15 protein-coding genes and 1 pseudogene are annotated in these 20,139 nt (G+C 59.7%); 8 read left to right on the forward strand and 8 right to left on the reverse strand.

All coding sequences use genetic code 11. The features are described from left to right. Positions 1 to 48 precede the first annotated feature (48 nt). The 3 genes from OXH74_RS22570 to OXH74_RS22580 all read right to left on the reverse strand — a co-directional run bounded on the left by OXH74_RS22570 (position 49) and on the right by OXH74_RS22580 (position 3,472). Positions 49 to 1,434 (reverse strand): ATP-binding protein, encoded by a 1,386-nt coding sequence (locus OXH74_RS22570; RefSeq protein WP_375738952.1) that lies wholly within the window; start codon positions 1,432 to 1,434, stop codon positions 49 to 51. Then, positions 1,431 to 2,108 (reverse strand): response regulator, encoded by a 678-nt coding sequence (locus tag OXH74_RS22575; RefSeq protein WP_375738953.1) that lies wholly within the window; start codon positions 2,106 to 2,108, stop codon positions 1,431 to 1,433. The genes OXH74_RS22570 and OXH74_RS22575 overlap by 4 nt, the downstream gene beginning before the upstream one ends. Before the next feature lie 179 nt (positions 2,109 to 2,287). Further along, positions 2,288 to 3,472, reverse strand: coding sequence for an MFS transporter (locus OXH74_RS22580; RefSeq protein ID WP_375738954.1), 1,185 nt, complete (start codon positions 3,470 to 3,472; stop codon positions 2,288 to 2,290). Between the two features lie 365 nt (positions 3,473 to 3,837). Here OXH74_RS22580 and OXH74_RS22585 point away from each other — a divergent pair, with 365 nt between their 5' ends. Next, positions 3,838 to 4,557, forward strand: a complete 720-nt coding sequence (locus OXH74_RS22585) for a 4'-phosphopantetheinyl transferase (RefSeq protein ID WP_375738955.1) — start codon at positions 3,838 to 3,840, stop codon at positions 4,555 to 4,557. A 232-nt stretch (positions 4,558 to 4,789) separates the two neighbouring features. Here the strand turns inward: OXH74_RS22585 and OXH74_RS22590 are convergent, their stop codons facing one another. Together OXH74_RS22590 and OXH74_RS22595 are read right to left on the reverse strand one after the other, a co-directional pair. Then, entirely contained in the window at positions 4,790 to 6,406 is a 1,617-nt protein-coding gene (locus tag OXH74_RS22590; RefSeq protein WP_375738956.1) for an ATP-binding protein, read from the reverse strand. A 105-nt stretch (positions 6,407 to 6,511) separates the two neighbouring features. Beyond that, entirely contained in the window at positions 6,512 to 7,237 is a 726-nt protein-coding gene (locus OXH74_RS22595; RefSeq protein WP_375738957.1) for a response regulator, read from the reverse strand. Positions 7,238 to 7,951: 714 nt separating this feature from the next. Between OXH74_RS22595 and OXH74_RS22600 the strand changes: the two genes are divergently transcribed. From OXH74_RS22600 to OXH74_RS22610, 3 genes are all read left to right on the forward strand, one after another. Continuing rightward, positions 7,952 to 10,825 carry a ribonucleoside-diphosphate reductase subunit alpha gene (locus OXH74_RS22600; RefSeq protein ID WP_375738958.1) on the forward strand — a complete coding sequence of 958 codons (2,874 nt, stop codon included), beginning with the start codon at positions 7,952 to 7,954 and terminating at the stop codon, positions 10,823 to 10,825. Positions 10,826 to 11,119: 294 nt separating this feature from the next. Next, complete coding sequence (locus OXH74_RS22605) at positions 11,120 to 12,376, forward strand: ribonucleotide-diphosphate reductase subunit beta (protein WP_215375228.1); 1,257 nt, start codon at positions 11,120 to 11,122, stop codon at positions 12,374 to 12,376. Between the two features lie 551 nt (positions 12,377 to 12,927). Further along, on the forward strand, positions 12,928 to 13,296 hold the full coding sequence (locus tag OXH74_RS22610; RefSeq protein ID WP_375738959.1) for a cupin domain-containing protein: 369 nt from the start codon (positions 12,928 to 12,930) through the stop codon (positions 13,294 to 13,296). A gap of 272 nt (positions 13,297 to 13,568) precedes the next feature. On the opposite strand, the gene OXH74_RS22615 is transcribed toward OXH74_RS22610, so the two are convergent. From OXH74_RS22615 to tatA, 3 genes are all read right to left on the reverse strand, one after another. Continuing rightward, positions 13,569 to 14,882: an alginate export family protein gene (locus OXH74_RS22615; RefSeq protein WP_375738960.1), complete on the reverse strand. Its 1,314-nt coding sequence runs from the start codon at positions 14,880 to 14,882 to the stop codon at positions 13,569 to 13,571. 121 nt (positions 14,883 to 15,003) lie between these two features. Next, positions 15,004 to 15,465 carry a nuclear transport factor 2 family protein gene (locus OXH74_RS22620; RefSeq protein WP_375738961.1) on the reverse strand — a complete coding sequence of 154 codons (462 nt, stop codon included), beginning with the start codon at positions 15,463 to 15,465 and terminating at the stop codon, positions 15,004 to 15,006. A 13-nt stretch (positions 15,466 to 15,478) separates the two neighbouring features. Further along, positions 15,479 to 15,676, reverse strand: a complete 198-nt coding sequence (gene tatA, locus OXH74_RS22625) for a twin-arginine translocase TatA/TatE family subunit (protein WP_375738962.1) — start codon at positions 15,674 to 15,676, stop codon at positions 15,479 to 15,481. Positions 15,677 to 15,877: 201 nt separating this feature from the next. Here tatA and feaR point away from each other — a divergent pair, with 201 nt between their 5' ends. The 4 genes and pseudogenes from feaR to OXH74_RS22645 all read left to right on the forward strand — a co-directional run. Further along, the gene (feaR, locus tag OXH74_RS22630) at positions 15,878 to 16,792 is read left to right on the forward strand and encodes a transcriptional regulator FeaR (protein WP_375738963.1); all 915 of its coding nucleotides are present in this window, start codon (positions 15,878 to 15,880) and stop codon (positions 16,790 to 16,792) included. Between the two features lie 165 nt (positions 16,793 to 16,957). Further along, the gene (locus tag OXH74_RS22635) at positions 16,958 to 18,409 is read left to right on the forward strand and encodes a flavin monoamine oxidase family protein (RefSeq protein ID WP_375738964.1); all 1,452 of its coding nucleotides are present in this window, start codon (positions 16,958 to 16,960) and stop codon (positions 18,407 to 18,409) included. Beyond that, positions 18,406 to 18,807: a c-type cytochrome gene (locus OXH74_RS22640; protein WP_375738965.1), complete on the forward strand. Its 402-nt coding sequence runs from the start codon at positions 18,406 to 18,408 to the stop codon at positions 18,805 to 18,807. Before OXH74_RS22635 ends, OXH74_RS22640 begins: the two co-directional genes overlap by 4 nt. A gap of 722 nt (positions 18,808 to 19,529) precedes the next feature. Next, a pseudogene (locus OXH74_RS22645) lies at positions 19,530 to 20,042 on the forward strand (LysR family substrate-binding domain-containing protein); the annotation flags it as partial. Positions 20,043 to 20,139 lie beyond the last annotated feature (97 nt).

Here is a 20,139-nt window from a genome sequence, read left to right on the forward strand (position 1 = left end):
ACTTATCTGACCTGTAGGGGAGAATTCACTCCCCACCGGACTTGCGGATCAAAGCTGAGGAAACCGAATCCGAAAATCGGCACCACCCAGGTCCGAATCTTCGAGGAACAGCTCGCCCTCGTAGCTCTCGACAATGTCCTTCACTACCGCCGTGCCAATACCCTGCCCTGGGTGCTGGCTGTCCAGCCGCTCGCCACGTTTGAGGATGCGGGCACGCTGATTGGCCGGCACCCCGGGGCCATCGTCCGCCACACGCACCTCGCACAATCCGTCTCGCACGTCGGCGCTGATGCGGATATGCCCCAGGCAAAGTCGATAGGCGTTCTCCAGCAGGTTGCCAAGCATTTCCAGCAACGCCCCCTGCTCCATCGGAATCATCAGCCCCGGATCAAACTTGCGTTCGATCTGAACGCGCTTGTCGCGGTAGACCTTGTCCAGAGCATCGCAGAGGGTATCGATCAAGGGCGCCAAGCGTACGCGGTGGCGCACCAGGCCACTCTTGCGCAAGCTTGCACGCTGCAGCTGATAGCCGATCTGCTGGCTCATCCGCTCGACCTGGTTCTGCAGCACCCGCGCCTGCTCACCCTCGCCGGACTTGTCGGCCAGCACCTCGCTGACACCCTGCAGGACTGACAGTGGGGTTTTCAGACTGTGAGCCAGGTCATCCAGGGAATGGCGGTAGCGCTCGCGTTGGCGGCGTTCGCCATCCAACAGGCGGTTCAGCGAGCGAGTCAGGCGCAGCAACTCTCGCGGGTGCTTTTCACTCAGGCTATCGCGACTCCCGGCCTCGACCTCATCCAGCTCGGAGCTGAGCCCGCGCAGGCTGCGAAAACCCCAGGTCAGGCCGAACCAAAGCAGGGCCAGCAGCACCACCGCGGCACCACTCAGCCAGATGTATAGCTGCTCGATGAAATCGTCGTACAAACCTTGGTAGTCACTGGCCGGCTGCATGGAAACGACATAGAAGGAAACCTTCTGGCCACGTAGCTGATCGACCCCCATCTGGTGAGCGAAAAACTCCCGCCCATTGACGTCCTTCAACTGCATGAGTTCATGATCATGCTGACCGAGTTGCGGCCGGTAAGGGACGTTCTCGTTCTCTGACGATCGAGACCACCAGACCAGCTTGCCTTCGCCGTCATAGATGTAAGCCAGTTGGCTGGCATCGAGCTCGTCGTACTCCGAGGACGGCAGATCGTCAGGCATATCCAGTCGGCCATCAGTGATGTATGCACCTGCGATCAGCGCGCTGGCATCGGACTCCAGGCGCATATGGATGGATTCCTCTAACGCAATGACGAATGCCCCGCGCAAGGCGGGTAGCAGCGCTAGCATGAACAACACCGAAATCGCGGCTGCCCCCAGCATCAAACGCAGCCGCAGGGAGTTGGCCGCACCTCGTAAACAATGCGTCACCAGTACTTTCACGCTCATCGGCACCGCTCGGTAAACAGGTAACCCAAGCCGCGAACCGTCTCGATCGGTTTGAAACCACCGTTGCCTTCAAGCTTGCGGCGCAAGCGTCCGACCAGCACCTCGATGACGTTCGGGTCACGCTCTTCGTCATCTGGATAGAGCTGCTCCATCAGGCGCTCCTTGGCCACGACCTGCTGATGATGGCGCATAAGGTACTCGAGAATGCGGTACTCGAAGGCAGTCAGTTGCAACGCCTCGCCGTCGATCTGCGCTTGCTTTCGATTGAGGTCCAGCAGCAGTGGGCCCGCCTCGATCGTGGGCTGGATAAAACCCGATGAGCGCCGCAGCAAGGCGTTCAGCCGAGCCTCCAGCTCTTCGAACTGGAACGGCTTGACCACGTAATCGTCAGCACCGGCTGCCAGCCCCTCGACCTTGTCCTGCCAGTTGCCACGGGCCGTCAGGATCAGGATCGGAAAGCTCTTTCCCTGGCTACGCAACTGTCGGATCAGCTCCAGGCCACTCATGCCCGGCAGGCCGAGATCGATGATGGCCAGATCATGGTTGAACTCAGCAACCCGGTACAGCGCTTCCTCGGCATCAGCAACAGCATCCACCACATGGTCATGCTCACCCAGGCGAGTGAAGAGATGGTGGCGCAACAGCGCCTCGTCCTCCACAACCAGCAATTTCATCGGCAAGCCCCCAAAGGGAGGACTCGAACAGGAGGTCGGCAGGCCCAAAGGCCATGCCCGAACAGGACTTCATACATCTGGATGCCCTCCAGGCAACGGTGACGGCGAGAGTGGGGAATAGCTTGCCAGCTGTTTACTGAACCGCACCTGAACCTTCCCTGAACAACCGGCCCACTCCTTCAAAGTTTACGCGCACGCCACCCGGCCAGCAGGAACAACGAAACCAGCACGGCCAGCAGTGGCAGCCAGCCGGCATGTTCCCATACGTAGCCGCCGGCATAGCCGACAAGGCTCGAGCCCAGGTAATAGGCGCAGAGGTACAGCGCTGAAGCCTGCGCCTTGGCTTCCTTTGCACGCTGCCCCACCTGGCCGCTCGCCACGGCATGAGCAGCAAAAAAGCCCAGTGTCACCAATGCGAGTCCGACTACCGAGGTCACCAGCAGCGGCAGGGCGCACAGGCCAGCACCAATGACGATCGTGCCCACGCCACCTTGCACGACTCGCCGCGCCCCGAGTCGCGGAACCAGCCGTCCGCTCCAACCGGCACTGAAGATGCCCACCAGGTAAACCAAAAACAACAAACCAATCAAACTATTCGACAGCCCGAATGGTGGCGCCGCCAAGCGGAAACCAATGTAGTTGAACAGCGCCACGAAGCCGCCCATCAGCAGGAATGCCATGAGAAACAGGCCACGCAGTTCAGGGTTGGCCAGATGCCCGGAGAAGTTGCCCAACAAGCCCGACAGCGACAACGGATGCGCTTTGAAATGCCGCGACGGGGGCAGCCACCAGAGGAACAATCCCAGGGCCAGCAATCCCAGCAGGCCGATGCCGCCAAGAGCCAGCGGCCAACCGCCCAGGTCACTGAGCAGACCGGCCAGCAAACGTCCGAGCAGGCCACCGAGCGCGGTTCCGCCGATATAGAGCCCCATGGCCGCCGGCAAAGAATCGGGATCGAACTCCTCACCGACATACGCCATCGCCAGCGCCGGAAGCCCGCTCAGAGCCAACCCCAGCAGTGTCCGCAGAATAAGCAGCACCTGCCAGGAATCCACCAGCGCACACGCAATGCCAAGCAGGCTGGCCAGCCCCAGCGCCGCCGCCATGACCGCTTTTCGGCCCCAACTCTCGCTGAGCGCGCCGGACAACAGCAAGCACAGGGCAAGGCTCAGGGTGCTGAGGGACAAAACCAGACTACTGCTGGCTGCGGAAACACGGAAATGCGCAGCCAGCAAAGGCAGGAGTGGCTGCACACAATAGAGCAAGGCGAAAGTGGCGAAACCGGCGCAGAACAACGCCAGCGTCGCGCGCCGATACGCGGCGGAACCTCGGGTGAGATGGGTATCTGAAGCGTTCGACGCCATTGCTGAGCTCACACAACCGGCCCCAGTGAACCGAGTTGCAAGCCTAGCACGCCGCCTGGGCGTAATACCCGACTACGCGGTAGCCGGGCTTCGCTGCGCTCTGCGTCAACCTACGGGTCGCGCGTTGATACGGGCAAAAAAAAACGGGAGCCCAATCGGGCTCCCGCACTCAATTCAGAGAAAATGTCTGGAATCGGCATTCGCCGGGATTCCAAACTACAACCTCACCTGCGTTCCAGAAGAAACGCACCTGCAGTTTTGCAAAAGACTGCCCGGCAATCCGTTTCGCTTTGTTGGCCATTTGCAAACATATGTAACTGTTCACCCGGCTGGCCGATTCTCGATGGGCCATGCAAAATGCCGCCATGAGCTCGAACCGCCCCGCCTGCTGCAGTGCTATCGAATCCACCTGGCCATTCAACGATGCGCTGCCGGGTATCGTCATGCGCTCATGCCACTTTGACCCCGCCCTGCTGGCCCCGACCGACTTCGCCCTATCCACGATTGCAGTGCCTGTGACCATTCAGCGCTCCGTCGCCAAGCGGCAGACCGAGTTCCTAGCCGGCCGACTCTGCGCACGCGAGGCCCTGCAGACCCTCACCGGCATTCCCGACGTCCCCGGACTGCATGAAGACAGGGCGCCCATCTGGCCCGAAGGTATTTGCGGTTCGATCAGCCATAGCCACGGTCTGGCCTCGGCACTGGTAGCCAGCCATACACACTGGCGCGGCCTGGGCCTCGACCTTGAAACCCTGCTGCCCGCAAGCCGCGCCCAACGCCTGGCCAAGGAAATCCTCACGCCAGCCGAGCTAAACCGTCTGGGTAGCCTCGACCCAAGTCAATACGCCGAGCGGATCACCCTCACCTTCTCGATCAAGGAAAGCCTGTTCAAGGCGCTCTACCCGCTGGTTGGCCAACGCTTCTACTTTCAGGATGCGGAGCTGCTGAACGTCGACTCAAATGGCCGCGCACGTCTTCGCTTGCTGCAGGATCTCTCCAGAGACTGGCATGCAGGCCGCGAGCTTGGCGGGCACTTCTGCTATTTCCAGGAAAGGCTGCTGAGCCTGGTGGCGATTCCGGCGTAAGGCTTAAGACCAGGCATGCCGGTGGGCAGAAGAGAACCATGTAGAAGCGAGGGGGGACGCCGAGTTCTTGCTCGCTAAGGAATCGGCACGCGCGCCTTCGCGAGCAAGTTCGCTCCTACAGTGGTTGCAGCCAGCCATTCAGGGTGGGCTTCATTGAGCAACGCGATATCTACCAGCCAGGGAAAACGGCGCCGCGCGAATTCACTCGCCAGGCAGACCAACAAGATGCTCTCTACAAGGTTTCTGCTTCGGATTGCCGCCTTGGCCAGACAAGGCTGAAGCGCGCGCCACCCAGTGCATCACTGCGGCCAACCTGTGCGCGACCGGCGTGCCAATAGATGATCCGCCTGACGATGGAAAGCCCCAAGCCATGCCCGCCAGAAGCGCGGGTGCGACTGTCGTCCAGGCGCATGAAGGGCGTGAAGATACGATCCCACTGACTCTCCGGCACGCCGGGACCGTCGTCCTCGACATCGATACGGCAGCGCCGGTGGCCGATCTGGTAGTTCAACGTCACCCTTGCCTCGGCGTGGCGCATGGCGTTGCTCACGAGGTTCTGCAAGGCCCGGTGCAGATAGCGGGGTTCCGCTTCCACCCAGGCCCCCTCGGCATCCACGTTCAGGCACAGCCCGCGTTCGACTTGCACGGTGGCGCGCAAGGGCGAGAGCTCGGCGATCACCTGATCGAACAGCGCGTCCAGGTCCACGCGCTGGAAGTGCAGGGCTGGCGTACCCTGCTCCAGGCGCGCGTAGGTGAGCATCTCGTCGACCAACTTGTCGAGTTCTTGGATGTCACCGTCCATGCCATCCATGTACTTGCGCCGGGCCTCTTCGGTCTCGGCATCGGCAATCATTTCCAATCCGAAGCGCAACCGCGCCACGGGGGTGCGCAATTCGTGGGACACCGCGCGCACCAACTCGCGCTGGACCGAAACCAGCCGCTGCAACTGCTCGGCCATGCCATTGAAGGCAGCGGCGAGGCGCCCTACTGAATCAGCGCCGCGGGCTGGCACACGGGCATCCAGCTTGCCTTGGGCAATGCTCGTGGCTGTGCTCTCCACCGTCATCAGGCGGTGCTCCAGCTGGCGCACCAAAAAATAGACCGTCAGGCCGATCAGCGTCAGCCCCAGCGCGCCGATCAACACCAGCAACTGAGGCGGATAGGGGTTCATCTGGTATATCGGGCCCATTTCCAGCACCCAGGGCGTATCCACCATTCCGGCGAAGACCCGGATCGAGTCGCCATCCTTGCCCAGGGCCATCACCGTGTCGCCTTCATCCACGCGGCGGCGCTGGTCGGCATCGAGGTCTGCCTCCTTCAGCGGAATCAGGCGAAGGTCGAAGCCGAACTGCTTGCGCTCCTTCAATGAAGCCAGCCGCTGCGGTTGCTCGTTGACCGGAAAGCGCACCAGTTCGTCCATCAGCAGGTACACCGTAGCGCGCGCCAACTGTTCGCTGATCTGCTGTACCTCGCCCGACAGCAACACCCCTTCGGCAACGCTGAGCAGGCTGTAGACCCGAGCCGCGTGGGGGCCGGTCTCCTGCACCAGAACCTGGCCACGGTTCAAGCGTCCGCGGGCGCTGCTATCCAGGCGCGCCTGCTCCATCGGCTGGAGCTCCAGCGGGATGCCGAGCAAACGCCCCCAGAGCACCACGGCCCGGCGCCGCTCCACCTCATCCATTGGCTGCAGGTTGTCTGCCATGAGGCGAAACGTGCCGCGGGCCAGACTCTCGCGGTACTGGTCGGCGCGCACCTGGTTGACCTGGTGGATGGTGAACACGCCGAGCAGCGCGACCAGCACCAAAGCCACCAACATGCCGCCATAGATGCGCAAGAATATCGAGTTCATCGCAGCCCTGCCCGTAGGAGCGAGCTTGCTCGCGAAAGGGTCCACGCGAGATTTCTCGCGAGCAAGCTCGCTCCTACAAGGTAGAAACCGTGCATCCTCGCCACCTCAGGCCAACCCTTCGGCGGCTTCTCGGACAAACAGGTAGCCCTTGCTACGCACCGTCTTGATCAGGCGCGGGTGCATGGGGTCGTCCCCGATCTTCGGGCGAATGCGCGAAATGCGCACGTCGATTGAACGGTCCTGACCGTCGTATTCGATTCCGCGCAGGGAATTGAAAATCTCCTCGCGGGAGAGAATGCGCCCGGCGTTCACCGCCAGCAGCCAGAGCAAGTCGAACTCGGCGCTGGTCAGCTCAATGCTGCGCTCGCTCAACCAGGCCTCACGCATGGCGTTATCGATCACCAGCGGGCCGAACTCCAACCGTCGCAGGTTCTCGGGCGCGGGTGGCTCGATTGGCGCCTCACTGCGGCGCAACAGCGCACGGATGCGCGCCAGCAGCACGCGCGGGCGCACCGGCTTGCATACATAGTCATCGGCGCCCAGCTCCAGCCCCAGCACCTGATCCATATCGTCGGTACGCGCGGTGAGCATCAGGATGCGGCCGTCGTACTGGCCGCGCAGCTTGCGACAGATCGACAGGCCATCCTCGCCCGGCAGCATCAGGTCCAGGACCACCAGGTCCGGGCGGTCCTTGAGGATGCGCGCCACAGCCTGGCCACCATCGGACTCGATCGACACCTCCAGGCCGTTGCCTTCCAGGTATTCCCTCGTCAGCTCGGCCAGACGCTGATCGTCTTCGACAATGAGGATTCGCCAGGCTTCTTGCTCCACCACGCACTCCCACAAATAGACATCGGGCCATAGAAAATGGCCGGCATTGTAACAATGCCAATGGTTTAGCACAGCGGGGACCAACTCGGCATGAAAACACAACATATTGTGTTAGCTTGCGACGCGCTCTACAGAGTCAGTTCCGCAAAAAAATACGCCATTTAGCGGCGACGAACGGCAAAGCCTAGAGCCTGCGGGGCTTAGCTCTTGTTACCCAGGAGTCACCCACAAATCACCCACAACTTATCCACAGGCTAGATGTTGTGGGTCGCCTTGCAATACCCCCAATAGCGCATTATCTTGTACCCCCATCGAGCCCAGCCCCTACATATTGGGGTCAGGGCAGGCCGCCGGACACAATTAGAATCAAGCGCAACAGGCTTTTTCAGAGCCCAACCACCGGTGAGCCACAAGCGTTGATCGACCCACCACCCGCCACTGGCGAGCGGTGCCGGCCCAGGACACAAAGAACGTGACTGGGAGCTGGAATGAGGTGTCGCGCTGAATGTGCGCACCACTAGGTATTGTGTTGTCACGGTGGTTTGACACCGAGACGTTTGACTTGTAGGGCCAGGGAGGCACTTGAGTCCCGCCCCTCATAGCCTCGAAGCATCGACTTTCGCGCCCGGCGCCTTGCCGTGCGTATTGCGTCGCGGAAAGGAAATGAAGAGCAGCTCAGGCGCCCATCAATAAATTGAGAACATGGAGAACCCCATGCAGACCGACACCACTCGCGAGAACCCGCAGGCTGTAGCGCCGCAGGCCGCCGAATCCAACCAGGATCTGGCAGCCACTGCGCCCGGCCAGCTGCGCGTGATCAAACGCAACGGTACCGTCGTCGCCTACACCGACGACAAGATCACCGTTGCCATCACCAAGGCGTTCCTCGCCGTGGAAGGCGGTACTGCCGCAGCTTCTTCGCGTATCCATGAAACCGTCGCGCGCCTGACCGAGCAGGTCACCGCGACCTTCAAGCGTCGCATGCCCTCGGGCGGCACCATCCACATCGAAGAAATCCAGGACCAGGTCGAACTGGCCCTGATGCGCGCCGGTGAGCAGAAAGTCGCCCGCGACTACGTACTCTACCGCGATGCCCGTGCTCAAGAGCGCGCCAAGCGCAGCGCCGAAAGCGATGTGGCCCAGCCGCATCCGAGCATCCGCATCACCCGTGCCGACGGCAGCCGCATCCCGCTGGACATGGGCCGCCTGAACACCATCATCAGCGAAGCCTGCGAAGCCCTGGCCGAAGTCGACGGCTCGCTGATCGAGCGTGAAACCCTGAAGAACCTGTACGACGGCGTTGCCGAGAAGGACGTCAACACCGCCCTGGTGATGACTGCCCGTACCCTGGTCGAGCGTGAGCCGAACTACTCCTACGTCACCGCCCGCCTGCTGATGGACACCCTGCGCGCCGAAGCCCTGAGCTTCCTCGGCGTGGTCGACAGCGCCACCCACCACGAAATGGCCGACATCTACGCCAAGGCCCTGGCGGTATACGTCGAGAAAGGCGTCGAGTTCGAACTGCTCGATCCGAAACTGAAATCCTTCGACCTGGAAAAACTGGGCCGCGCGCTGAACCACGAGCGTGACCAGCAGTTCACCTATCTCGGCCTGCAGACCCTGTACGACCGCTACTTCCTGCACAAGGACGGCATCCGCTTCGAACTGCCGCAAGTCTTCTTCATGCGCGTCGCCATGGGCCTCGCCATCGAAGAGCCGCAGAAAGAAGAACGCGCCATCGAGTTCTACAACCTGCTGTCGTCCTTCGACTACATGTCGTCGACCCCGACCCTGTTCAACGCCGGCACCCTGCGCCCGCAGCTCTCCAGCTGCTACCTGACCACCGTTCCAGACGACCTGTCGGGCATCTACAACGCCATCCACGACAACGCGATGCTATCGAAATTCGCCGGCGGCCTGGGCAACGACTGGACTCCGGTGCGCGCACTGGGCTCCTACATCAAGGGCACCAACGGCAAATCCCAGGGCGTCGTCCCCTTCCTGAAAGTGGTCAATGACACCGCAGTCGCCGTTAACCAGGGTGGCAAGCGCAAAGGCGCCGTCTGCGCCTACCTGGAAACCTGGCACCTGGACATCGAGGAATTCCTCGAGCTGCGCAAGAACACGGGTGACGACCGCCGCCGTACCCACGACATGAACACCGCGAACTGGATTCCGGACCTGTTCATGAAACGCGTATTCGAAGACGGCACCTGGACCCTCTTCTCCCCGGCCGACGTACCCGACCTGCACGACCTCTACGGCAAGGCCTTCGAGGAGCGCTACGAGTACTACGAAGCCCTGACTCAGTACGGCAAGCTGAAGCTGCACAAAGTTGTCCAGGCCAAAGACCTGTGGCGCAAGATGCTCTCCATGCTGTTCGAGACCGGCCACCCGTGGCTGACCTTCAAGGACCCGTGCAACCTGCGCAGCCCGCAGCAGCACGTGGGCGTGGTCCACAGCTCGAACCTGTGCACCGAGATCACCCTGAACACCAACAAGGACGAGATCGCGGTCTGCAACCTGGGTTCGGTGAACCTGGTCAACCACATCGTCAATGGCAAGCTGGACGTCGAGAAACTCGGCCGCACCGTGAAAACCGCAGTTCGCATGCTCGATAACGTTATCGACATCAACTACTACTCGGTTCCGCAGGCGCAGAATTCCAACTTCAAGCACCGCCCGGTCGGGCTCGGCATCATGGGCTTCCAGGACGCCCTGTACCTGCAGCACATCGCCTACGGCTCGGACGCTGCCATCGAGTTCGCCGACAAGTCCATGGAGGCCATCAGCTACTTCGCCATCCAGGCCTCCTGTGATCTGGCTGACGAGCGCGGTGCCTACCAGACCTTCGAAGGCTCCCTGTGGTCCCAAGGCATCCTGCCGATCGACTCGCAGAAGCTGCTGATCGAGGCCCGTGGCGCGAAGTACATCGAAGTCGACCAGAGCGAAAGCCTGGATTGGGCGCCGGTGCGCGAGCGCGTACAGAAAGGTATTCGTAACTCGAACATCATGGCCATCGCGCCGACCGCGACCATCGCCAACATCACCGGCGTATCGCAGTCCATCGAGCCGACCTACCAGAACCTCTACGTGAAGTCGAACCTCTCCGGCGAGTTCACCGTGATCAACCCCTACCTGGTACGCGACCTAAAAGCCCGCGGCCTGTGGGACCCGGTCATGGTCAACGACCTGAAGTACTACGACGGCTCCGTGCAGCAGATCGAGCGCATCCCGCAAGACCTGAAAGACCTGTACGCCACCGCCTTCGAAGTCGAAACCAAGTGGATCGTCGACGCCGCCAGCCGCCGTCAGAAGTGGATCGATCAGGCCCAGTCCCTGAACCTCTACATCGCCGGCGCCTCGGGCAAGAAGCTGGACGTGACCTACCGCATGGCTTGGTACCGTGGCCTGAAAACCACCTACTACCTCCGTGCCCTGGCCGCCACCAGCACCGAGAAATCGACCATCAACACCGGCAAGCTCAACGCCGTGTCCTCGGTAATCGACGAAAGCCTGCAAGCCGCACCGGCACCGGTCCCGCAAGCCTGCTCCATCGACAACCCCGACTGCGAAGCCTGCCAGTAACGCGGTCCCCGGAGCGGCCCCACCACGGGGCCGCTCCCTCCCCTCTCCCCCTGAGAGAGGGTGTCGGAGTGGGCCGCGCTCGGATGAGGGACGTTTCAGAGCGCACGCTCCAAGCACCACCGATCCAACAGCCCCGCTCACAAAACGGGCGGGCACAGGCCAGGGCAAACCATCGCCCCGCCTTCCGCCACGAGCGGACCGTTGCCTTGCATGCACCGAGCAACGAACTAAGATTTTACTGTATATCCATACAGGCCGGTAACTGACCGGCCCTCAAGCAGGAGAGCAACCGCCATGCTGAGCTGGGACGAATTCGACAAAGAAGACAGCGCACCCGTAGCCGCCAAACCGGCTAACGCCGCCACTGCCGCCGCCGCAGGGGCCAACCTCGACAAGCTCGACAACGAAGCCGCCGGCTCCGTCAGCGACGCCCGCGCCGTTTCCGCCAGCGACTCCGATGCGGTTGCTCGCGCCAAGAAGGCCCTGGACGACCTCGACATCCAGGAAGGCCTGGACGACCTCGAAGGCGCCTCCGCGCGCGTACAGGTTGGCGACAAGCAAATGATCAACGCCCGCGCCGACCTCAACCAGCTCGTACCTTTCAAGTACGACTGGGCCTGGCAGAAGTACCTGGATGGCTGCGCCAACCACTGGATGCCGCAAGAAGTGAACATGAACGCCGACATTGCCCTGTGGAAGAGCAAAGACGGCCTCAGCGAAGATGAGCGCCGCATCGTCATGCGCAATCTCGGCTTCTTCTCCACCGCCGACTCCCTGGTAGCCAACAACCTGGTGCTGGCCGTCTACCGCCTGATCACCAACCCCGAGTGCCGTCAGTACATCCTGCGCCAGGCCTTCGAAGAAGCGATCCACACCCACGCCTACCAGTACTGCATCGAGTCGCTGGGCATGGATGAGGGCGAAATTTTCAACATGTACCATGAGATCCCCTCGGTCGCTAAAAAGGCATCCTGGGGCCTCAAGTACACCCGCTCGATCTCCGATCCGAAGTTCAACACCGGCACCCCGGAGACCGACCGCCAGTTCCTGCGTAACCTCATCGCCTACTACTGCGTACTGGAAGGCATCTTCTTCTACTGCGGCTTCACCCAGATTCTCTCCATGGGCCGCCGCAACAAGATGACCGGCACCGCCGAGCAGTTCCAATACATCCTGCGCGACGAATCCATGCACCTGAATTTTGGCATCGACGTGATCAACCAGATCAAGATCGAAAACCCGCACCTGTGGGATGCCCAGATGAAGGACGAAGCTACCCAGATGATCCTCCAGGGCACCCAGCTCGAGATCGAATACGCACGCGACACCATGCCGCGCGGCGTACTGGGCATGAACGCCGCAATGATGGAGGACTACCTCAAGTTCATCGCCAACCGCCGCCTGACCCAGATCGGCCTGAAAGAGGAATACCCGGGCACCACCAACCCGTTCCCGTGGATGTCCGAAATCATGGACCTGAAGAAGGAAAAGAACTTCTTCGAGACTCGTGTCATCGAGTACCAGACTGGCGGTGCGCTGAGCTGGGATTGATTTGGGGTCGCGTAGTTTTTCAACAAACACTGAAACTTTTTCACTGAATGTTGAAACGAATGCACCGAGACGGTGCATAGCCGCTGCCTGGGGAGGCAGCGGCGACAGTCATCCAAGGCTGGCTAGTAGTACGGTCAAGACCATTGGCCCCAAAGGAACTGGGGTAGAAGGAGCACGAGAAAGGGCCGGTGAGCAATGCTCACCGGCCCTTTTTTCATTGGGGACAGTTCCGCTTACGGCCACAAGTGAGCTGGTGTTCATCTCGCGGTCCACAGAAGTCTGCCCATGATTCGCTATCGCGCCCGCGACCTCCACGCGTCATGCCGAGCACAAGCGACCAATGCACGCATGCATGCATGCATGCATGCATGCAAAGATCATTGGGTACATGCTGATCATACGTGCGTGAACATGCCGTCATCCTCATGTTCTCCCAGCATCAAGTGCGAGCGGTCGTGGCACATGCCTAAAAATATTAGGCATGGAGCTATAAGTGGCTTGCCGGATAAAGCAATAACCTCAGAAGTGAACAGTCCACAACGAGGTGCACCATGATCCCGCTCAAACTTGATTATGAAATTGGCGAACTGACCAGCTATGGAAGCGTCGCCAACCTGGGGGCCACTGTCGTGACCGGCTCTCCTGAGGCTTCAGGAAAGGCCATCTTCGGAGCACCGGGAGATCCCATCTTCGTCGGTCTTTTCGGCTGCACGACAGGAAAATTCCTGGTGACTTATCCCTACAATGAACACGGCACAGTACTGCGAGGGAAAGCTACTTTGACTGACGAAGGGAGCGGCCAGTCGGTGAGCTACGAACCGGGGGACAGCTGGTTTGTCGAGGCCGGAAAAATTGTGCTATGGGAGATCAGCACCCCGACCTTCGTCAAACAATATCTGGCGATTCCTCCGACCAATTGAAGGTCTAAATCCTCGCCGCCGGCCTCGGCAAACACCCTGGTATTCCAGGGTGTTATCATTGAAAAGAAAACTTCCCAGTCGAACTCTCAATCGCGTTGAACAGTGCTTGTCGCTTTGGACCGTTGCCCTTTCCAACCAGGAGATAATCGTGGTTCTCTTCGCTTCAATCGAAATGCGACTCTGAAGCCCCCTCAACGCTGCGATTGACGAAATGCTCCAGCTCGCAAATGGTTGAGTAAGACGGAGCAGAGCCGCGTGAAGTAACCGCGTCGTCAAAACTTGATGTTGATGTAGGTCTCGAACAGGTGCGAGGTCTCATCATCGCCAAAGGTCTGCTTAGCGCCCTCTTCGGGACGGGCCACCCCATACAGGGCCCCCACGGTGACTTTGGGCGTCACCAGCCAGTCCACGTGCAGGTTCAGTTCCTTGGCGAAGTCCTTGCTGGTCACCCCTTCCGGCGCCTTGTCGTAGCTGAAGTCGTAGAGGATCGCACCAACCATCAGTGTCTCAGTTGGGTAGCCAGTGAGCTTCAGCATATCGACCTTCTGGTTGACGTTAAACAGCATCGACTCGCCAACAATTTCACCGTGGAACCAGGTACCCCAATCGCCACCGTATCCGTACAGCAGGGAGTCGTAGTCGTCGGAAAAGACCGCGTGACGGTACATCAGCACCGGCGTCCAGGGAGCATCCTGGAAGGTGTAGCTGCCCTGCACGTACCAAGCCTCGCTCGTCTTGTCCGCCTCACCACCTCGCTGCCAGGCGTACTCCGCCGCCAGGGCGACCTGCGGCAGCGCCTGGATCGGGCTGCCCGATGCGCGCACGTCGTAGACATTCATGCCGTCGCGCAGCGGGTTGTCCGCATCCAATGTATGGAAGCCAGTGAAGCCAACCGTGCCGTAGCTCTCGTCGCGCCACTCGACGTTGCCCCCGCGCACCCGGACTTTTTCCTTAATGTCGGCTACATCCAGATCCATTCGCGCCTGGAGATCGAACAGGTCGACGTGCAGTTTGCCGGTGTCCAGTTGGGCCAGAACGGTGTTGTCAAACGCCTTGTAGGGGCCGAGCCAATAACCGGCATCGTGGCCTTGGTCGACGTGCCCCTCGCCGATCAGGAAACCATTACCCACCATGAAGGCTTGGCGCCCGAAACTGAGCTTGAGGGCATCCTCGCCAAAGGAAGAGAAGACGGAGCCGCTCTTCCAGCCAAGGTAGGCCTCGTCGACATCGGAGGACTCCGGGTCATCGCGGGTGAAGCCGGCGCCGTCGCTGTCACCGCGTGTGAAGCTCGCCACGGCACTGACACCGCCGTAGAAGGAACCGAAGCCACCCAGGGGGCCGCTGAAGTCCAGGCCGGGCTTGGCGAAGTATTCGAAGCGACTGCTATCGCGATTAACCGGCAGGCCGAAGAAACTTACGTCAGAGCCGAATGCCTGATCGGAGTTGTAGACATAGCCGGCGCCCAGTTCCAGTTTCGGAGTAAAGCTTAGTTCCGATACCTTGAACTCCTCGAATGCATTTGCGCCGGAGGCCAGCGCAAGAAGAACTGGAAATGCGACAACAGATTGCTTTAGATGCAAGCGCATGGCTGCCTCTCTGGTTATTTTATTTATTGGAGAGCTGAAAGCAGTGCCCGCAAAGCGTGGGGCACAACTCCTGGAGGGGAGTTACTGCTATTGAGCAGTACTTACGACTTAGTCGTTGGCATTACTCGGTTTTGGCAATCACGCCAGAGGTATACATATCTGCGACGATGTTCCAGCGCTTGCCAGTGTTCTTCCAGACGAAGAGGCTCTTCATGTTGAATGGCTGGGCATCCTTTGAGGTAGGCGTGACGGTCCAGGTGACCCAGCTCACGACCACATCATTGCTGACCTGCTGCGTGCTGTTCAGGTCAATCTTGACGTGCTTGTTGTCCTTAACCAGACCCGCTACCAGCGCCGAAACGTCTTCAGTGCTCGCGTAGATCTGATCGACACCTTCACCTGTGATTTGCGTACTGGGGACATAGATTTCTTTGGCCAACTCCGCAGCCTTACCGGCATTCCACGTATTCTCGATGAAGTCGAGACGTTCACGGATCTGGCTATCGATGGAGGTTGCGGCAAGGGACGGCAGAGTTATCTGTACCGCTGCGGCGAAGGAAATCGATTTAATTATCTTGTTCATGACAGCTCCACTCTTACACTATTCTCTGGTTTATTTGTTCTTGAGAATCGGCGGACAGATTTGCATCCGAAGTGTCACTTCCCACAGACGCTCTAAATCCCTTTATTGCCTCACCAAGATCACTACCAATACTCTTCAGCCGCTTCCCGCCAAACAGCACAAGAACTACTAAAAGCAGTATGGCCCAGTGTTTCCAGTCGAATACACCCATGACATTACTCCTGAGTAGGCAACGATTTGATCGTACGTAGCAGACATGTCGGGCAGTATCAGAGCCGTGCCAAATTCATTGGCAGACGTGCCAAGTCACACCCAAATTAGAGGGGGTTGCTTACGGGCTCAAAACGTCGTATGGGTGTAGCGGGCGGCATTGCGCGAGTCACGACCGTCCGGATGGTTAGCGAGGCAAAGCATGAACACGACTTTTTCGAAGGATGATCAGTTCGATTCCTGGCTGGACGCCGTGTCTGCTGCATGTGGCAGGTATGACGCCACCAGATTGGGTGGTCACTCCCAGGGAGCGATGTCGATGTATCGCCGTGGCGCACTTGAGCTGGCGACCATCGACATTGACCAGACGAGGCTAAAGCGACGCCAAGAAGACGTCAAAGGAGACGACGGTAAGTTCTACTTCATGGTTGCCCAGTTGAACGGGCAAGCTCGCATGGAGCAAGGCAGCAACAGGAACATGCTGCTTCCTGGGGATCTCATGCTACTGGATTCTGCACGCCCCTCTGAGTTCCAGTACGACAGCTCATCGCGCCAGTTTTCACTGATCATTCCTAGGGATTTCTTCAGCTCGTCTGCATTTCGGGGCTCGATCAACGCCGGCGTAAAGGTACCAGCCACCTCCCAAATGGCACGCATGACTCGCCTGCTTGTTGATGAGGCGATCCAACAGCCCAGCCTGGGCCAGCAGGAAAGTGAAGCTGTTTTGGCTGCTGTGGTGAGCTTGTTGGCGCCGGTGGTTGGCACGGAAACACGGGGCATGACCAGCCAGCGGAAAGCTTTCCAACGAGCCATGGCGTTCATCGAACAAAATCTCCATCTACCAGATCTCAATCCGGTGATGATCGCGAAGGAAGTGGGAATCTCCCTCAGAGGCCTTTACCGATGCTTTGCAGAACACGACATCGTTGTCGCAAAACATATCCGAGACAGGCGCCTGGATGTCTGCGCAGAGCTGATCCGGCGCAAGGATAACACCCCCATTACGGAGCTTGCTCATACCTGGGGCTTCAACGAGCCAAGCCACTTTTCCACGTCGTTCAAGGCTCGGTTCAACATGACTCCGTCCGAGTACCGCCTACGATACGCTGGCGTCTGACCTGCGTTGTTCCCCCACCTTTTTCTACCGTGTCACACGCTTGTCATGGAAACAAAAGCGAGTGACGTGGAGCTGTAAACGGACCAAGCCGCTTGGTGCTAATTATTCATGTACCGAAGCAAGCTTTCTTGTTTCGCATTCTTACAAGTGCCCGAGAGAACAAGAATGAACAGTAGCGATGACTCCGTGAACAACATCCGTCGCCGGAGCTTTATCAAAGGGGCTGGCAGCCTTGTCGCTGCCGGCGCCTTTGCCAGTGTGGCCGGCGTATCAACCAAGGCTCATGCCACGGAAAGCAAAGCCAGTCGCCCTGCCAACGACTACGACGTGATTGTCATCGGCGGCGGCTTTGCCGGCGTCACCGCCGCGCGGGATCTGGCAGAAACTGGCCAACGCATCCTGATCATCGAAGCACGCAACCGACTGGGTGGCCGCACCTTCACCTCGTCGCTGGAAGGCGAACAGATCGAACTGGGCGGCACTTGGATTCACTGGGGGCAACCCCATGTTTGGGCCGAAATGCTTCGCTACGGGCTCACTCTCAAGGAATCGCCCGGCGCCGTGCCTGACGTTGCGAGCTGGATCGCTGACGGTAAGCTGAAGAAAGGGACTGCTCTCGAAAGCTTCGAGATCATGGGCAAGGCCTACCAGAAGTATGTCGACGTCGACGGCCAAATGGGTCGCACTGTGTTTCCCCGTCCGTTCGATCCGCTCTTCACGGACAACTGGAAGAAGTACGACTCGATGTCGCTCACGGACCGCGTCAAGCAGCTCGATCTGACGGCTGAAGAGCGTGACGTCCTGAACTCTCTTCTCACCGTCTGCTGCCACAACGACCCTTCCCAGGGCGGCTTCCTCGACATGCTGAAGTGGAACGCCAACGCGTACTACGACGTGGGCGTACTTTGGGACATGTGCGCTCGCTACAAGATCAAGGAAGGAACCCACGCACTGATCCAAGCCATGGTGGACGAGGCCAAGCCGGACGTCCTGATGGCGACCCCGGTTCAGGCGGTGAAACAGGACGCTAACGGCGCCGAAGTGACCACCGTCGATGGCAAAGCATTCAAGGCGAAAGCCGTTGTGGTCGCACTGCCCCTCAATGTGCTGACCGACGTCTCCTTCGCCCCCGCACTCTCTGCCGTCAAGCTCGAATCCTCGACTCAACAGCACACTGGCAAAGGCGCCAAATTCTACGTGCGCATCAAGCAGAAGATCGGGCGCTGGTCGGGCTCGGCCCCATTCCCGAACCCCATCGTCTCGGCCTGGACGGAAGAAGAGTTCGAGGACGGTACCACCATCGTCTGCTTCGGTCCGCCGGATGTTATCGACATCACGGATGACGAGGCTGTGACCAAGGCGATCCGGACGCTGATCCCCGATGCAGAAGTGGTGGCAGCCACCGGCTACCAATGGGAGCTTGATCCGTTCTCCAAAGGCACTTGGTGCTGGTACCACCCCAATCAGTTCGGCAAATCGTTCAAGGAGCTTCGTAGGCCGGAAAGCCGCCTGTTCTTCGCCAGCGCCGATAGCGCTAATGGCTGGCGTGGTTTTGTCGACGGTGCAATCGAATCCGGTATTCGAGCCGCACACGAAGTGAAGGTGTTCCTGAAATGATCTCCAAGAAACTCCGCACCGGCTTCGTCGGCGCTGCCCTATGTGTGCTCACGATGCAAGCTCTAGCCGCATCCCCCTCCTGCTCTCCCGAGCAGGAGGGGGCCGGTCAGAAGATATTCCAAGCCAAGTGCGCCGCTTGCCACACGGTGGAGAAAGGCGCTGCTCACATGATGGGGCCGAACCTTCATGGCTTGTTCGGACGCAAGGCCGGATCAGCAGCGGGCTTCAACTTTTCGCCCGCAATGAAGAACAAGGGAATTACCTGGAATGCCGAATCCTTCGAAACGTTCATTACGAAACCTCAGGCGTTCGTCAGCGGGACCTACATGCCCTTCGCCGGCCTGAAAGCGCCCGAAGACCGTCGCAGTCTCGATTGCTACATCTCCAAGCAGCATTGAGGTTGCCATCGTCGTCCAACGCGATGGGACCTATCAGTTACATCCCCTGACTGCCCTGTCGCCAGGCCCCAGACTCTTCGGCCTAAGCTCCCGGAAACTGACGTGATTTCCTCCGGGAGCTTTTTTTGCCTATAGGCTCTCGTGTCCATTCCGTGCTTCAAAATCTGAATTCGTTCGTTCTGAGGATTGCCTTGTCCTTGGAAGGCCGGCACGAGTATGCGCTTATATAAAGCGAAGGTTGTACTAGCACTCGCACCGCATTTTCGGGCTTTCTCGGTCAAGTCCTTCCCATGACGCGATAAGAACTCGCCGCCGATGAGCCACCAAATATGCCTCTGCGAGGCGCTATTTACCTGGAGACTGCCGCTTCGCCTCAGCGAAAATGCCCCTTCGGGAAGCTATTTGCCTCGCTACCGGCGGCCACGCAGTGAGGCGCTAGCGAAGAAGTCACTTGCTTTAGCGGTACTTCGTCTCGTGAGCTGATCTCATCAAGCAGCAGCTCTTGGCCGATTCTTGCCGGTCGTACCCGAAATTTGAGGGACTTTCTCCGCTCTACGCTATACCGCGATGTTTTTTTCTCTCTCCAACCACAGACAGATCTATTTCCTGCCCGCTCAAGACCCTCCTCGAAACGGTCTTTGCCCCCTCCCCGACCAATGCCGAATCTCTCGCCCGCGACACCTCTGCGTGCCGAGTGCTTGATCGGAGAGGCTGGGTTCAGGGATCTGTTCGACATCGGCTTGGCTCAATCGGCGGAGGTCGGCGAGGACCTGGTGGCCGAGCCGGTGTGGTTCGACCCGCTGGCGGTGGCGGTCCCCGCCCGCCATCCCCTGTTGACCTATCGCTACGTGCCGCTCGACGAGGTACTCCGCTATCCCCTGGTGCTCTGCGATTCGCATGTCTGCAAAGGGTTCTGGCAACAGCTGCAGCAAGTGTTGGGCACGGTGGATACGCGGCTGACCATCGACGAACGCGTCCCCACACTGGAGCTCATGATGGCGCTGGTGGCGGCTGGCTATGGGCTGGGCTTCTCCAGCCTTGCAAGGATCACCGAGCTTAACAATCCCGATGTCGTAGCCCGGCCGTTGGCTGGCTGCCCCGCGATGCTGACCACCTATTTGGTAGGGCGCGAGGGCGAACCGGCCGAGCAGTTGTCCAGGTTTGTCGACCGGGTGAGGCCGGCAGAGAACCGGGCGTTACTGCTGGAGCGCACATCTCAGAAGGCGCTCGTTTGATCGCCCACGCAGCCAGCTGCCTCAGATCGCAAAGCGGTCTGCACTTCTGGCTCTTCATAGTGAGTGACAAAACGAACTCGATGACCTGAGCAGTAAC

The sequence above is a fragment of the Metapseudomonas boanensis genome (assembly GCF_042232855.1).
GTDB lineage: Bacteria > Pseudomonadota > Gammaproteobacteria > Pseudomonadales > Pseudomonadaceae > Metapseudomonas > Metapseudomonas boanensis.